Here is a 12,811-nt window from a genome sequence, read left to right as displayed (position 1 = left end):
GGGAGAAGGTGGAAGAATGAAACAGTGGCTAGCGGCAATGGAAACATCCGTGCTTGTTATGGGAGCACTTCGATTATTTTCAGGTAGTGCGGAGATATTTGCTGCTTTGCTTATGCTTTATGTGAATGATGCGAAGAAAGCGTTGTTTATAAATGGTATGTTAGCGTTTGTTGGACCTACCGTATTAATTTTAACAATGACAATTGGGATAGCGAGTGTAGCAAGTGAAATTTCTTTCTTGAAGCTCTTTTTTCTAGCGCTTGGAATTTGCTGTATTTTTATCGCATTACTGAAATAGTAAGTCGAGTATAGTGGGGAGAAGCCGATGAAAGAGGTATTAGAAGTTTTACCAAAAACGATGAAGTATTTAATTGAAGAATGTAAGCAATACGATGCTTTAGAGGAAATTCGTGTTCGAATTGGAAGACCGCTAGAGTGTATTGCACACGGAAAGGTGTTTTTTTATGACTATATCACTACTGCAGAGGATGCTATTTACTTACTGAATAAGTTAAGTCAATTCTCAATTTATACGATGGAAGAGGAATTAAAACGTGGGTATGTGACACTTCGCGGGGGGCATAGAATCGGATTAGCGGGAAAAGTCATTACAGAAAAAAGCGCAGTGAAAATGATTCGTGATGTCTCTTCCTTTAATATTCGTATTGCTCGTCAAAAAATAGGGATTGCTGAACCGCTTTTGCCATATTTGTATGAAAAAAGATGGTTAAACACGATGGTAATTGGCCCTCCGCAAACGGGAAAAACGACACTTTTAAGAGATGTAGCTCGTTGCATGAGTCAAGGAGTAAGTGCTTCGGAAATTCCTTCTTGTAAAGTGGGGATCGTTGATGAACGGTCAGAAATTGCTGGCTGTGTGAAAGGGATCCCGCAATATGATTTTGGTACCCGAGTCGATGTGTTAGACGCGTGTCCAAAGGCAGAAGGAATGATGATGATGATTCGTTCTATGAGTCCTGATATTTTGATCGTAGATGAAATTGGCCGTAAAGAAGATAGTGAAGCAATTATGGAGGCAGTGCATGCAGGTGTTCAGCTTTTTATAAGTGCACACGGATTTTCCTATGAGGATGTTGTGAGACGTCCATCGCTAAAGGCAGTGCTAGAGCTTGGTATATTTGATAGGTTTGTGGAGTTGTCAAAAGCGAGGGGTCCAGGAACGGTTATGCAGGTGAAAGATAAATATGGAAAACCAGTGCTATCAAGTAGAAAGGCTGAGGGCGTATGGTGAAAATATTCGGTGCAGTGTTAATCGTTGCGGTCAGCACCTTTTTCGGATTTTCATACGCTAAAAGATATAGTGAGAGGCCGAGGCAACTTAGATTATTAAAATCAGCACTTCAATCATTAGAAGCAGAAATTATGTATGGACACACACCTTTATCTGAGGCTGCCGAGCGATTAGTTAAACAAATGCCAAAGCCATTAAATTGGATATTTCAAAGTTTCGCCAGAAGACTACAAAGCGGGGAACAAACAGTAAGAGAAGCGTGGATAGATAGTTTGAAAGAGAACTGGAAGTTAACCGCATTTCAACAAACTGAGTATGAAATACTGCAGCAATTTGGTGAAACGCTCGGGCAACATGATCGTGAATCACAACAAAAACATATTCGCTTATGTATTACACATTTGGAGAGAGAAGAAGGAGAAGCGAAAGCACTACAACTGCAATACGAAAAAATGATTAAGAGCTTAGGGGTACTAGCAGGGCTACTTATTGTAATTTTACTGCTATAGGGGGGAGAAAGGCGATGTCCATTGATGTTGGATTAATATTTCAAATCGCCGGAATCGGCATTGTTTTAGCTTTCATTCATACTGTACTAAAAGAATTAAAGCGGGAGGATATTGCAAATTGGGTTATCCTTGTCGGTTTTGTCGTCATTTTATTTCATGTTGCATTTTTAATTAACACGCTATTTGACAAGATTAAAAGTGTCTTTCTCTTCCAGTAAAGGAGGCGGTTCGAATCGAAATTATACAAATTGTCGGATTAGGCCTCGTTGCTACGTTTTTAGCTGCTGTTTTGAATCAGCATAAATCTAGTATTACATCTTTATTTATTGTGTTCGTAGGTAGCGTGATGTTTCTTATTTTAATCGATCAAATTCATTCTATTTTACAAATGATTGAGAGAGTAGCAAGTGAAGCGAAAGTTAGTAACGTCTACGTGGAAACGTTACTAAAGATTATTGGAATTGCTTATATTGCTGAGTTTGGAGCCCAAATTACAAAAGATGCTGGTCAAGGTGCCATCGCTTCGAAAATTGAACTTGCTGGGAAAATCTTAATTCTCGTTATGGCGATTCCTATTTTGACGGTTGTAATTGAAACTATTCTCGGATTTTTACCGACGGGATAAGGGGGAGTGAATGTTGAGGAGGTTTGGAGCTAAGCTGCTATTTGCTTGCTTCCTTTTCTTTTCTTTACCGGTTGTTGTACAAGCTTCTCCTGTAGAAACAAACGTCGTTGATCAACAATTGGATAAGCTCGGAATTGAAGATGTGAAGCAATTTTGGGACGGGCTTGTTACAAAATATGGAGGCTATTTGCCAGAGAGTCAAAAAGGGAGCTTTATGGAGTTTGTAAAGGGAGAAAAAGAATTCTCTCTAAAAGAGTGGATGATAGGGTTATTAAAATATTTATTTCATGAGCTTGCTGCTAATGGAAAACTGCTTGGCACACTTATTATGCTCACAATCTTTAGTGCATTGTTGCAATCACTGCAATCCGCTTTTTCAAAAAGTAGCGTAAGTAAAATTGCTGATGCTGTTGTGTATATGGTACTTATTATTTTTGCTTTAAATAGTTTTTATGTCGTTATGACATATGCAAGAGAAACGATACAAACAATGGTAGATTTCATATTAGCGTTATTGCCAATTTTGCTGGCGCTTATAGCAACTGGGGGCGGGGTTGTATCTGTATCATTTTTTCATCCGGTTATCATTTTCTTAATGAATACGAGTGGGCTTCTTATGAATTATATCGTTCTACCACTTTTATTACTGGCAACGATATTAAGTATTGTAAGTACAATGAGTGATCAATATAAAGTGACGAAATTATCCAAGCTTCTGCAAAACGTTAGCGTAGGGATTATCGGTGTCTTTTTAACAATTTTTTTAGGAGTATTATCTGTACAAGGGACAGCAACAGCTGTTGCTGATGGAATAGCTGTGAAAACTGCTAAATTTGTAACAGGAAACTTCATTCCAGTAGTTGGAAGGATGTTTACAGAAGCGGCAGATACTGTTATTAGCGCATCAGGATTATTGAAAAACACAGTCGGAATTATTGGGCTCGTCATTTTATGCTTAATTGTTGCTTTTCCAGCGATTCAAATTTTCTGTATTGCATTTATTTATAAATTCGCAGCAGCAGTATTGCAACCGGTTGGCGGCGGAGCAATTATTCAATGTTTAGACATTATTGGACGAAGCATCATTTACGTATTTGCTTGCTTAGCTATCGTATCATTTATGTTCTTTTTAAGTATTACAATTATTATTGCTGCGGGGAATATTACACTCATGATGCGGTAGGAGGTGAAGAGTATGCAATTTGTTACAGAGTGGATCAGAAATATTATCGTTTTTTTGCTCTTAGCAACAATGCTTCATCTTATTCTTCCAAATTCGAATTTGCAAAAATACGTTAAATTCGTTGTAAGTCTTTTGTTAGTCGTATTAATTTTAACGCCCCTTTTTAAACTATTGCAGACAGATGTAAATGAAGTAATTGCAAATTTTAATGAAGAAAAGTACGTAGCAGAAGGATCTGTAAAAAATTCAATAGATTCGAAGAAAAAAGAAATACAAGCTCTAACACGTGCATATAGTTTAGAAGAGATGGCTACCAAAATGAAAAAAGAAGTAGGAAAAGAGTTTGAGAAAAAGTATGGTATGACTGTCTCTGAAATACAAATAGTCGCAGCAGAAAATACAGAAGAAGTAAAGTCAGCGAAAGATATTCAATCTGTTGTTGTGACGTTGAAAGAAAAAGAACGTAGTAAAAATGATGCAATCGAAACAGTAAAGCCAATTGAAATTAACACGAAAGAGCCTCCAAAAAAAGTGGAAGAAACGAATGTAGAAATGAAAGATTTCTTTTCAAGCAGGTGGCAACTAGAGGGTAAACAAATCCAAGTTCAAATGGAAGGGAGGACAGGTAGAGTAAATGGACAATAAAGATAAAAATTCGAAGTTCTCATTTTTTCGAAACTTATTGAATGGGGATCAAAAAGAAAGCAACGAGAAGGGTAAAAAGGTAACACCTAAGTTTTTACTTGTCCTACTCATACTTGGAATTTTGCTTATGTTTTCTAGTAGTCTCTTTTCAAGTAAAAAAGAAGAAGTACCTGTATTTAAAGAACAAAAAACTCAAAATCAAGAAAAAGACGTACCAACTTTCGGACAAAAAAGTAATGATAGTATGTCAAATGTAGAAAAATATGAAAAAGCGTATGAACAAGAATTAAAAACTGCTTTAGAAGAAATAGCAGGAGTAAAAGACGTAACGATTAAAGTGAATTTAGATTCATCTGAAGAAAAAATTTTAGAAAAAAATACAGTGAAACGCTCACAAACAACAGGTGAAACAGATAAAACAGGCGGTAAGAGAGAAGTAGAGGACGAGTCTCTTGATGAAAAGACTGTCATTATACGTGAAGGGGATAAAGAAACTCCTGTTGTTTTACGAACAGAGAAGCCGAAAGTACGTGGTGTTCTTGTCGTAGCAAAGGGAGTGGATAATATACAAGTTAAAGCAATGGTAAAAGAAGCTGTGATAAGGCTGCTAGATGTACCGGCCCATCGCGTTTCAGTTTCACCGAAAAATTGATAGGGAGGAAATAAAGTGTTAAAAAAACAAACAGTTTGGTTATTAACGATGTTAAGTTTAGTTGTTGTACTATCTGTGTATTACGTGACAACTCCTGACAAAATGAATACAGCATCGCCGGCAACAGGTGAAAAGATTGGACAAGAAAAACAAGGTACTGATAAAGCAGTAACAAACGAAGCGCCTAAAGAAACTCCGAAAAAAGAAAATACAAGCAAGGAAACAACAAATAAAGAAACAGACAAAAAAGAAAATGCAAAAAAAGAAACAAGTAAAAAAGAGGGCAATGTATCAGTTCAATCAAGTGATGAGAATTTCACAGCTTTACGTATGCAAATGGAAGATCAGCGTAGTGAAGCGAAAGCAAAATTACAAGAAGTGATGAGTTCAACAAAAGCTTCAGCAACAGAAAAGAATAAAGCAAAAGAAAATTTTGATGCCATTACGACAATGGAAACGAAGCAAGAATTACTTGAGACAGTAATTAAATCTCAAGGAGGATATCCAGATGCTCTTGTAAGAGCTGATGGTACTGACATTAGAGTAACGGTTAAAGCGGCAAAACATTCACAGAAAGAAGCAAATAAAATTATTCAACTTGTAAGAAGTGAAGGCGGATCAAAAGATGTAGGTGTGAAATTTGATCCACCAGCGAAATAAGTGAAACTTTAATCCGCAGGGATTTCCCTGCGGATTATTATCTTTTACTAAGCAAAGGGTATGCAAATAGTAAAATAGAGTATGTAAGTAAACGTGTGAATAGAAAAAAGCTATCATTTTCGATAGCTTTTTTCTATTTCGTCTTTGTAGTTATTTTTACTATGTTCAACTCGGAATGGAGAAACACGTTGCGAGTAAAAGATTAATGGTTCATGGTACTGATGATTACTTTTTCCGGATTTGACGTGGATGCAAAGAACACATGCCCAAACGATTACAGCAGGTAAAAAGAGAATGAGCCATATCATATTTCCACACCTCGACACAATATATTTTCTACACTTTGAACATACTATTCTTATATGAAGGAATGATGAACGGCGTGTAAACAAAAAAATAATATTTGGTAAAAATATGTTATTGACTATAGGGGTAGTGAAGAGTGGAGAGGGAATGGCATGTTTGCTGTGTAACGTTTTGCTAAAGTAGTGAATGTTTTTTAAGAAGTGGTCTTGCCAATTTCATGTGAAACTTGGTATTATTACTAGGTATTAAATTTTTGTTGGAATAATATTTTTACAGGAGTTTCGATTTATTATAAAGAAATATAAATTGGAATGTTTAAAAAATTTATCGTAAGATGGAAATAGTAAATATTTCTATTAGTTAATGAAATATATTTTCTAATAGAATACATCGTATTTTTACAGTCAATCTAGTTTTCGTGACGAGAATCTGTAAAAACGGGACAAACAAGAGTATGGGAGTGGATTTTACATGTTTAAAATTCAAGAAGTTCGTGAATTAATTAAATTAATTGATAGCTCTAATATTGATGAATTTGAATACAAAAAAGACGGTACAACAATCAAAATGAAAAAGCGTGGTAATGAAGTTGTTGCTGTGCAAGCACCTGCAGCAAAACAAGCTATGCAACCAGTAGCGCCTGTTGAAGTTGAAACGACAGTAGCAGCAGCGCAAGCAGAAGCGCCAAAACAAGAAGAGAAGAAAACTGTTCAAGATGAAAACCTACATAAGATCACCTCACCAATGGTAGGTACATTCTATTCTTCTTCTTCACCTGATACACCTCCATATGTAAGTGTTGGGGATAGAGTATCGAAAGATTCTATCGTATGTATTGTCGAGGCTATGAAGTTATTTAACGAAATTGATGCTGATGTAGAGGGCGAAATTGTTGAAATTCTTGTTAATAACGGACAGCTTGTTGAGTATGGACAACCGCTATTTCTTGTAAAAGCGTAATAAGGGAGTCTTTGTGATGATAAAAAAAGTATTAATAGCCAATCGTGGGGAAATTGCTGTACGAATTATTCGTGCTTGTAAAGAAATGGATATTGAAACAGTTGCAATTTATTCAGAAGCAGATAAAGAGTCACTTCACGTACAGATTGCAGACGAGGCGTATTGTGTAGGACCAACGATTTCGAAAGAAAGCTATTTAAATTTGACGAACATTATTAGCGTTGCGAAGTTAACAGGCTGCGATGCTATTCATCCGGGATATGGATTTTTAGCAGAGAATGCAGATTTCGCAGAGTTATGCCGTGAATGTAACTTGATTTTTATCGGTCCAAGTCCAGAAGCTATTTCAAAGATGGGCACAAAAGACGTTGCTCGTGATACAATGAAAGAAGCAGGGGTTCCGATTGTACCAGGTTCACAAGGGATTATTAAAAATACCGAAGAAGCGATCGAGCTTGCTAATCAAATTGGATATCCAGTTATTATTAAAGCGACTGCAGGTGGCGGCGGAAAAGGTATTCGTGTTGCACGCCATGAAGAAGAGCTTATAAAAGGAATTCAAATTACACAGCAAGAAGCTAGTACCGCTTTTGGGAACCCTGGTGTATACTTAGAAAAGTACGTTGAAGATTTCCGCCATGTTGAGATTCAAATAATGGCAGATACACACGGAAATGCCATTCATTTAGGAGAGCGTGATTGTACAATTCAGCGCCGTTTGCAAAAACTATTAGAAGAAAGTCCATCACCTGCACTTGATGAAGATATTCGCAAGCAGATGGGTGAAGCGGCAGTTAAAGCGGCGGTAGCGGTTGATTATACAGGTGCTGGTACGGTTGAGTTTATTTATGAATATAAAACGAAAACCTTTTATTTCATGGAGATGAATACGAGAATTCAGGTTGAGCATCCGGTTACTGAAATGGTAACGGGAATGGACTTAATTAAAGAACAAATTCTTGTTGCTTCAGGAGAAAAGTTATCGTTACAGCAAGAAGAAGTACAATTTAATGGTTGGGCAATTGAATGTCGAATTAATGCGGAAAACCCTGCCAAAAAATTTATGCCATCTCCAGGTAAAGTAGAAATGTACTTACCACCAGGAGGATTTGGTATTCGCGTCGATTCAGCTGTATATCCGGGATATTCAATCCCACCTTTCTATGATTCGATGGTTGCTAAATTAATTGTTCACGGAAAAACACGTGAAGAGGCAATTGCAAAAATGAAGCGCGCACTTAGTGAATTTGTCATTGAAGGCGTACATACAACAATCCCGTTCCATTTGCAATTGCTAGATCATCCTGATTTTGTAAAAGGTGAGTTTAATACGAAATTTTTGGAAGAGCATGAACTTGTGACGCAGTGATACATTAAAGGAGGTTTTTTTCATGGCTGAACATATGTTAGATATGGGTCAAGATACAACTCTTGGTAAAGTAGAAATTGCACCAGAAGTAATTGAAGTAATTGCAGGTATTGCAGCTGCTGAAGTAGAAGGTGTAGCGGCAATGCGCGGTAATTTTGCTACAGATGTTGTTGAGAAGTTAGGTAAGAAAAATCATGGTAAAGGTGTAAAGGTTGAATTAGCAAACGAAGATATTATCGTTGACCTTTATGTTGTAATGTATTTTGGTGTAGCAATTCCAGTTGTTGCACAAAAGATTCAAGACAATATTCGCCAAGCACTCTTTACGATGACAGGACTTGAGCCAAAAGAAGTGAATGTTCACATCGTTGGCGTAACATTCGAAACACAAAAAACAGAAATCGAACCAGTGTAAGAATGAAAAGGTGCCTAGTAACATAGGCATCTTTTTTATCGTTTCATTTCTTCACAAATTACAACCCTCTAATTATTATACTATTTCAAAAAATAAGAAATAAACAAGAAAATGTGTCGTTTTTCCAAAAAACGTACATTGTGATAAGATATGGAACTTGAAGTTAATCTTTTTATTATTTTTCAGCCTTGTAACCCGTGTGTGAAACGATAAATTGTGTTATTATCATTGTATTATAAGGTTGGAAAATCAATGAAAACTGTAAGAGTAAGTGAATTGACGGCTTATAAATTATAATAATATAACAAAGTATAAGGAAAGACTTGAAGCATAAAGGAGAGTTACAATGAAACGTAGGACGGCTAGAGAAAGAGCAATGCAAGCATTATACCAAATGGATATTACAGGTGAATTAGAACCGAAAGTAGCAGTGGAAAACACGCTAGATGAAGGCGAAGAAACAAATGAGTTTCTAGAGTCACTTGTAGTAGGTTTTGTAGAAAATAAAGAAGCAATCGATGAAGCGATTCGTCAAAACTTAAAAAAGTGGAAGCTTGAGCGTATTAGCATTGTTGATCGCAGTATTTTACGTGTAGCTGTGTATGAAATGAAATACATGGAAGAAATTCCACACAACGTAACAATTAACGAAGCAATTGAAATTGCTAAAACATTTGGGGATGAGGAATCTCGTCGTTTTATTAACGGCGTTTTATCTAATATAAAAGATACACTGTAAATTCTTTAAGGGGGAATCTTAAAATGGTAGCAGTAATCATCAAAGGAAATGAAGTTGCGGAGAAAAAACGAGCACAATTAACAGAAGAAGTTGTGAAGTTGAAAGAGCAAGGTATTGTACCAGGGTTAGCAGTTATTTTAGTTGGAGAAGATCCAGCATCTCGTTCTTATGTGAAAGGAAAAGAAAAAGGCTGTGAACAAGTAGGGATTTACTCAGAGCTAATTGAACTTCCTGAAACAATTACTGAGGAACGTTTGCTTGCTGAAATCGATCGCTTAAATGGCGATGACCGTATTAATGGCATATTAGTGCAATTACCTTTACCAAAACATATTGAAGAAAAAGCTATCATTGAAAGAATTTCACCAGAAAAGGATGTAGACGGATTTCACCCAATCAGCGTGGGACGTATGATGACGGGACAAGATACATTCCTTCCATGTACACCGCATGGTATTGTAGAATTAGTAAAAGAAACAAATCTTGATATTTCTGGAAAACATGTAGTAGTAATTGGAAGAAGTAATATTGTCGGTAAACCAGTGGGGCAATTGTTTTTAAATGAAAATGCAACTGTCACATATTGTCATTCTAAGACGCAAAATATGAAAGAGTTATCGAAGTTAGCTGATATTTTAATCGTAGCTGTTGGACGACCTAAAATGATAACAGCGGATTATATTAAAGAAGGAGCGGTTGTAATTGACGTTGGTGTTAACCGTTTAGAAACAGGAAAACTTTGTGGTGATGTTGACTTTGACAACGTGTTAGATGTTGCGGGTTACATTACACCTGTGCCAAAGGGTGTTGGTCCAATGACAATCACAATGCTTCTTCATAATACTGTTGAATCTGCCAAACGTGCAGGTGTCGTTTGTAAATAATTTGAGTCGGCTATGAGGAGAGAGAAATGGAGAAGCAATATTTAACCGTTACAGCGTTAACACGCTATATAAAAACAAAAATAGAATATGATCCGCATTTGCAGTCTGTTTGGTTAAAAGGTGAAATTTCCAACTTTAAAAATCATAGCCGTGGCCACATGTATTTTACATTGAAAGATGAAAATGCAAGAATCGCAGCGGTTATGTTTGCGGGTCATAATCGTAATATTAAATTCAAACCTGAAAATGGGATGAAGGTACTCGTGAAAGGGAAAATCTCTGTTTACGAGGCGAGTGGTTCTTATCAAATTTATATTCAAGACATGCAGCCTGACGGAGTCGGAAATTTACATTTAGCGTACGAACAGTTAAAAGTTCGCTTAGAAGAAGAAGGACTTTTTTCTCAAGTTTATAAAAAAGCAATTCCTCCTTACGCTAAAACAATAGGTGTGATTACGTCGCCAACAGGAGCAGCGATTCGTGATATTATAACAACGATTAAACGTCGTTATCCAATTGGGAATGTTATTGTATTTCCGGTACTTGTACAAGGGGAGTCAGCGGCTCCCTCGATTGTACAAGCGATTCGTACAGCGAATGAAATGGGAGAGATAGATGTACTAATCGTTGGTCGTGGTGGAGGTTCTATTGAGGAATTATGGGCTTTCAATGAGGAAATGGTTGCAAGAGCAATCTTTAAGAGTGAAATTCCTATTATTTCGGCAGTAGGCCATGAAACGGACTTTACAATCGCAGATTTTGTTGCAGATTTACGCGCACCAACACCGACTGCAGCAGCTGAGCTAGCAGCACCTAATATTATAGAGTTACAAGAAAAGGTATTACAAAGAACTCTGAGATTGCAAAGAGCAATGAAAGAGTTAGTACATAAAAAAGAAGAAAAACTACAAGTGTTGCAAAAATCGTATGCGTTCCGTTATCCAAGACAAGTATATGAGCAAAAGGAAGAGCAATTAGATAGAGCGCTAGAACAGCTTGTTTTAGCGAAAGAGCGCTATATTGATAAAAAGGTGAATCAGTTAAAGCAACTTTCATTTTATTTAGAGAAGCACCACCCATCTCAAAAAATTATTCAAACGAAGGTAGCTGTTGAAACTTTGCAAAAGCAATTACAACGTGAAATGCAAACGTTACTTCAAACGAAAGAATTTGCCTTTGTAAGAGCTGCTCAAAAACTTGAAGCGTTAAGTCCGCTTAAAGTAATGATGAGAGGGTACGGGCTTGTATATGATGAAGAGAAGCAAGTGTTAAAAAGTGTGAAAGATGTAAGCCTTGGAGATGCTGTTTCAGTTCAATTACAAGATGGAATACTAGATTGTAGCGTATCAGGCATAGAGGAGCGTGAATTGAATAATGGAAAATAAATTAAGCTTTGAAGAGGCAATTTCGCAACTTGAGCATCTTGTTTCTAAGCTAGAACAAGGTGACGTACCTTTAGAAGAAGCGATTTCTTATTTTAAAGAGGGTATGGAATTATCTAAGCTTTGTGATGAGAAGTTGAAGAATGTACAAGAACAAATGGCAGTTATTCTTGGGGAAGATGGAGAGCTTGAACCGTTTACTGCTTTAGGAGATGAAGCATAGTGACGATTGCTTTTGATACTTTTTTGAAGGAAAGTAAAACTTTCGTAGAAGAGAAACTTGTAAGCTATGCAAATGAATTACAATGTCCAAATGTACTTCGTGAAGCGATGGCATATTCTTTAGAAGCGGGTGGAAAACGTCTCCGCCCGTTACTTTTGTTTGCAACATTACAAGCGTTTGGGAAAGAAAGAAATCTTGGAGTAGGTGCAGCTTGTGCTCTTGAAATGATTCATACATATTCGTTAGTTCATGACGATTTACCTTGTATGGATGATGATGATTTAAGAAGAGGAAAGCCCACAAATCACAAAGTATTTGGTGAAGCGATGGCAGTTTTAGCAGGAGATGGCTTATTGACGTATGCTTTTCAAGTTATTATGGCATATGAGCAAAAAGAAATTTCTGCAGAAAAAAAAGTAAGACTTGTACTTGAACTTGCAAAAGCAGCAGGACCAGAAGGAATGGTTGGCGGACAAGTGGCAGATATGGAAGCTGAAGGGAAACGCCTTACGATTGATGAATTGGAGTACATCCATAAACATAAGACCGGAAAACTGCTTGAATTTGCTGTACTTGCGGGTGCGATACTTTCTGATGCGACAGAAGAGCAAGAAGAAAAGTTGCTTACGTTTGCTAAATATATCGGTCTAGCTTTCCAAATTCGAGACGATATTTTAGATGTCGAAGGCACCGAAGAAGAGATTGGAAAACCGATTGGTAGCGATCTTTCTAATGAAAAGAGCACATATACGACGTTGTTTACTGTAGATAGAGCAAAGGATATTTTAGAAGAAACAATTGCAGAAGCAAAAGGTGCAATTAGCTCCTTGCAATTACAAGATGAATATTTACTATCTATTTGCGATTTGATTGCAAAACGTAATAACTAATATAACAGCGTTTTCATTTGTTGAGTCATTCATCATTTTATGATATAAATGTAGGAAAAGGTTTTTCTTTTCTTGTTATTGGCAAAAATATATGTAGATTACATTGCCGTTATCACT

General features: G+C 36.6%; 18 protein-coding genes. 17 read left to right on the top strand and 1 reads right to left on the bottom strand.

Annotated features, from left to right (window positions below; translation table 11 throughout):
* Positions 1–16: 16 nt before the first annotated feature.
* From AC3EMB_RS20570 to AC3EMB_RS20530, 9 genes are read left to right on the top strand one after another with little or no spacing between them, the layout of a single operon-like run.
* Complete coding sequence (locus tag AC3EMB_RS20570) at positions 17–298, top strand: YqhV family protein (protein WP_000816050.1); 282 nt, start codon at positions 17–19, stop codon at positions 296–298.
* A gap of 27 nt (positions 299–325) precedes the next feature.
* Positions 326–1,252, top strand: coding sequence for a stage III sporulation protein AA (spoIIIAA, locus tag AC3EMB_RS20565; RefSeq protein ID WP_000665907.1), 927 nt, complete (start codon positions 326–328; stop codon positions 1,250–1,252).
* A complete protein-coding gene (gene spoIIIAB, locus AC3EMB_RS20560; protein ID WP_000238703.1) occupies positions 1,246–1,761 on the top strand; it encodes a stage III sporulation protein SpoIIIAB in 516 nt (171 codons plus the stop codon). Before spoIIIAA ends, spoIIIAB begins: the two co-directional genes overlap by 7 nt.
* Positions 1,762–1,775: 14 nt before the next feature.
* Positions 1,776–1,979, top strand: coding sequence for a stage III sporulation protein AC (spoIIIAC, locus tag AC3EMB_RS20555; protein ID WP_000020914.1), 204 nt, complete (start codon positions 1,776–1,778; stop codon positions 1,977–1,979).
* 23 nt (positions 1,980–2,002) lie between these two features.
* Positions 2,003–2,386 carry a stage III sporulation protein AD gene (spoIIIAD, locus tag AC3EMB_RS20550; protein ID WP_077393170.1) on the top strand — a complete coding sequence of 128 codons (384 nt, stop codon included), beginning with the start codon at positions 2,003–2,005 and terminating at the stop codon, positions 2,384–2,386.
* Positions 2,387–2,396: 10 nt separating this feature from the next.
* Entirely contained in the window at positions 2,397–3,569 is a 1,173-nt protein-coding gene (spoIIIAE, locus tag AC3EMB_RS20545; RefSeq protein WP_000946113.1) for a stage III sporulation protein AE, read from the top strand.
* 12 nt (positions 3,570–3,581) lie between these two features.
* On the top strand, positions 3,582–4,214 hold the full coding sequence (gene spoIIIAF, locus AC3EMB_RS20540) for a stage III sporulation protein AF (protein ID WP_001161037.1): 633 nt from the start codon (positions 3,582–3,584) through the stop codon (positions 4,212–4,214).
* Entirely contained in the window at positions 4,204–4,866 is a 663-nt protein-coding gene (gene spoIIIAG / locus AC3EMB_RS20535; protein ID WP_000368890.1) for a stage III sporulation protein AG, read from the top strand. Before spoIIIAF ends, spoIIIAG begins: the two co-directional genes overlap by 11 nt.
* A gap of 15 nt (positions 4,867–4,881) precedes the next feature.
* The gene (locus tag AC3EMB_RS20530; RefSeq protein WP_065485172.1) at positions 4,882–5,526 is read left to right on the top strand and encodes a SpoIIIAH-like family protein; all 645 of its coding nucleotides are present in this window, start codon (positions 4,882–4,884) and stop codon (positions 5,524–5,526) included.
* Between the two features lie 113 nt (positions 5,527–5,639).
* Here the strand turns inward: AC3EMB_RS20530 and AC3EMB_RS20525 are convergent, their stop codons facing one another.
* Positions 5,640–5,834: a hypothetical protein gene (locus AC3EMB_RS20525; protein ID WP_002000935.1), complete on the bottom strand. Its 195-nt coding sequence runs from the start codon at positions 5,832–5,834 to the stop codon at positions 5,640–5,642.
* Between the two features lie 469 nt (positions 5,835–6,303).
* Here AC3EMB_RS20525 and accB point away from each other — a divergent pair, with 469 nt between their 5' ends.
* From accB to ispA, 8 genes are all read left to right on the top strand, one after another.
* Positions 6,304–6,792: an acetyl-CoA carboxylase biotin carboxyl carrier protein gene (gene accB, locus AC3EMB_RS20520; RefSeq protein ID WP_000472863.1), complete on the top strand. Its 489-nt coding sequence runs from the start codon at positions 6,304–6,306 to the stop codon at positions 6,790–6,792.
* A gap of 16 nt (positions 6,793–6,808) precedes the next feature.
* Complete coding sequence (gene accC / locus AC3EMB_RS20515) at positions 6,809–8,161, top strand: acetyl-CoA carboxylase biotin carboxylase subunit (protein WP_000592870.1); 1,353 nt, start codon at positions 6,809–6,811, stop codon at positions 8,159–8,161.
* A gap of 22 nt (positions 8,162–8,183) precedes the next feature.
* Positions 8,184–8,576: an Asp23/Gls24 family envelope stress response protein gene (locus tag AC3EMB_RS20510; RefSeq protein WP_000807630.1), complete on the top strand. Its 393-nt coding sequence runs from the start codon at positions 8,184–8,186 to the stop codon at positions 8,574–8,576.
* 346 nt (positions 8,577–8,922) lie between these two features.
* Positions 8,923–9,315, top strand: coding sequence for a N utilization substance protein NusB (gene nusB / locus AC3EMB_RS20505; protein ID WP_000830247.1), 393 nt, complete (start codon positions 8,923–8,925; stop codon positions 9,313–9,315).
* 23 nt (positions 9,316–9,338) lie between these two features.
* Positions 9,339–10,199 (top strand): bifunctional methylenetetrahydrofolate dehydrogenase/methenyltetrahydrofolate cyclohydrolase FolD, encoded by an 861-nt coding sequence (gene folD / locus AC3EMB_RS20500; RefSeq protein ID WP_000226732.1) that lies wholly within the window; start codon positions 9,339–9,341, stop codon positions 10,197–10,199.
* Between the two features lie 26 nt (positions 10,200–10,225).
* A complete protein-coding gene (gene xseA / locus AC3EMB_RS20495) occupies positions 10,226–11,584 on the top strand; it encodes an exodeoxyribonuclease VII large subunit (RefSeq protein WP_000415244.1) in 1,359 nt (452 codons plus the stop codon).
* Positions 11,574–11,804 (top strand): exodeoxyribonuclease VII small subunit, encoded by a 231-nt coding sequence (gene xseB / locus AC3EMB_RS20490; protein ID WP_000428423.1) that lies wholly within the window; start codon positions 11,574–11,576, stop codon positions 11,802–11,804. The genes xseA and xseB overlap by 11 nt, the downstream gene beginning before the upstream one ends.
* Entirely contained in the window at positions 11,804–12,694 is an 891-nt protein-coding gene (gene ispA / locus AC3EMB_RS20485) for a (2E,6E)-farnesyl diphosphate synthase (protein WP_000150374.1), read from the top strand. Before xseB ends, ispA begins: the two co-directional genes overlap by 1 nt.
* The last annotated feature ends 117 nt before the right edge of the window (positions 12,695–12,811 follow it).

The sequence above is a fragment of the Bacillus sp. LQ16 genome (assembly GCF_057784645.1).
Note: the sequence above shows the minus strand (reverse complement) of the source record. Positions and strands in the feature narration are given on the sequence as shown.

Excerpts from the sequence above, each read along its gene's own strand:
- AC3EMB_RS20570 (WP_000816050.1), top strand. The coding sequence starts at position 17 with ATGAAACAGTGGCTAGCGGCAATGGAAACATCCGTGCTTGTTATGGGA.
- spoIIIAA (WP_000665907.1), top strand. The coding sequence starts at position 326 with ATGAAAGAGGTATTAGAAGTTTTACCAAAAACGATGAAGTATTTAATT.
- spoIIIAB (WP_000238703.1), top strand. The coding sequence starts at position 1,246 with ATGGTGAAAATATTCGGTGCAGTGTTAATCGTTGCGGTCAGCACCTTT.
- spoIIIAC (WP_000020914.1), top strand. The coding sequence starts at position 1,776 with ATGTCCATTGATGTTGGATTAATATTTCAAATCGCCGGAATCGGCATT.
- spoIIIAE (WP_000946113.1), top strand. The coding sequence starts at position 2,397 with ATGTTGAGGAGGTTTGGAGCTAAGCTGCTATTTGCTTGCTTCCTTTTC.
- spoIIIAF (WP_001161037.1), top strand. The coding sequence starts at position 3,582 with ATGCAATTTGTTACAGAGTGGATCAGAAATATTATCGTTTTTTTGCTC.
- spoIIIAG (WP_000368890.1), top strand. The coding sequence starts at position 4,204 with ATGGACAATAAAGATAAAAATTCGAAGTTCTCATTTTTTCGAAACTTA.
- AC3EMB_RS20525 (WP_002000935.1), bottom strand. The coding sequence starts at position 5,834 with ATGATATGGCTCATTCTCTTTTTACCTGCTGTAATCGTTTGGGCATGT.
- accB (WP_000472863.1), top strand. The coding sequence starts at position 6,304 with ATGTTTAAAATTCAAGAAGTTCGTGAATTAATTAAATTAATTGATAGC.
- accC (WP_000592870.1), top strand. The coding sequence starts at position 6,809 with ATGATAAAAAAAGTATTAATAGCCAATCGTGGGGAAATTGCTGTACGA.
- AC3EMB_RS20510 (WP_000807630.1), top strand. The coding sequence starts at position 8,184 with ATGGCTGAACATATGTTAGATATGGGTCAAGATACAACTCTTGGTAAA.
- nusB (WP_000830247.1), top strand. The coding sequence starts at position 8,923 with ATGAAACGTAGGACGGCTAGAGAAAGAGCAATGCAAGCATTATACCAA.
- folD (WP_000226732.1), top strand. The coding sequence starts at position 9,339 with ATGGTAGCAGTAATCATCAAAGGAAATGAAGTTGCGGAGAAAAAACGA.
- xseA (WP_000415244.1), top strand. The coding sequence starts at position 10,226 with ATGGAGAAGCAATATTTAACCGTTACAGCGTTAACACGCTATATAAAA.
- xseB (WP_000428423.1), top strand. The coding sequence starts at position 11,574 with ATGGAAAATAAATTAAGCTTTGAAGAGGCAATTTCGCAACTTGAGCAT.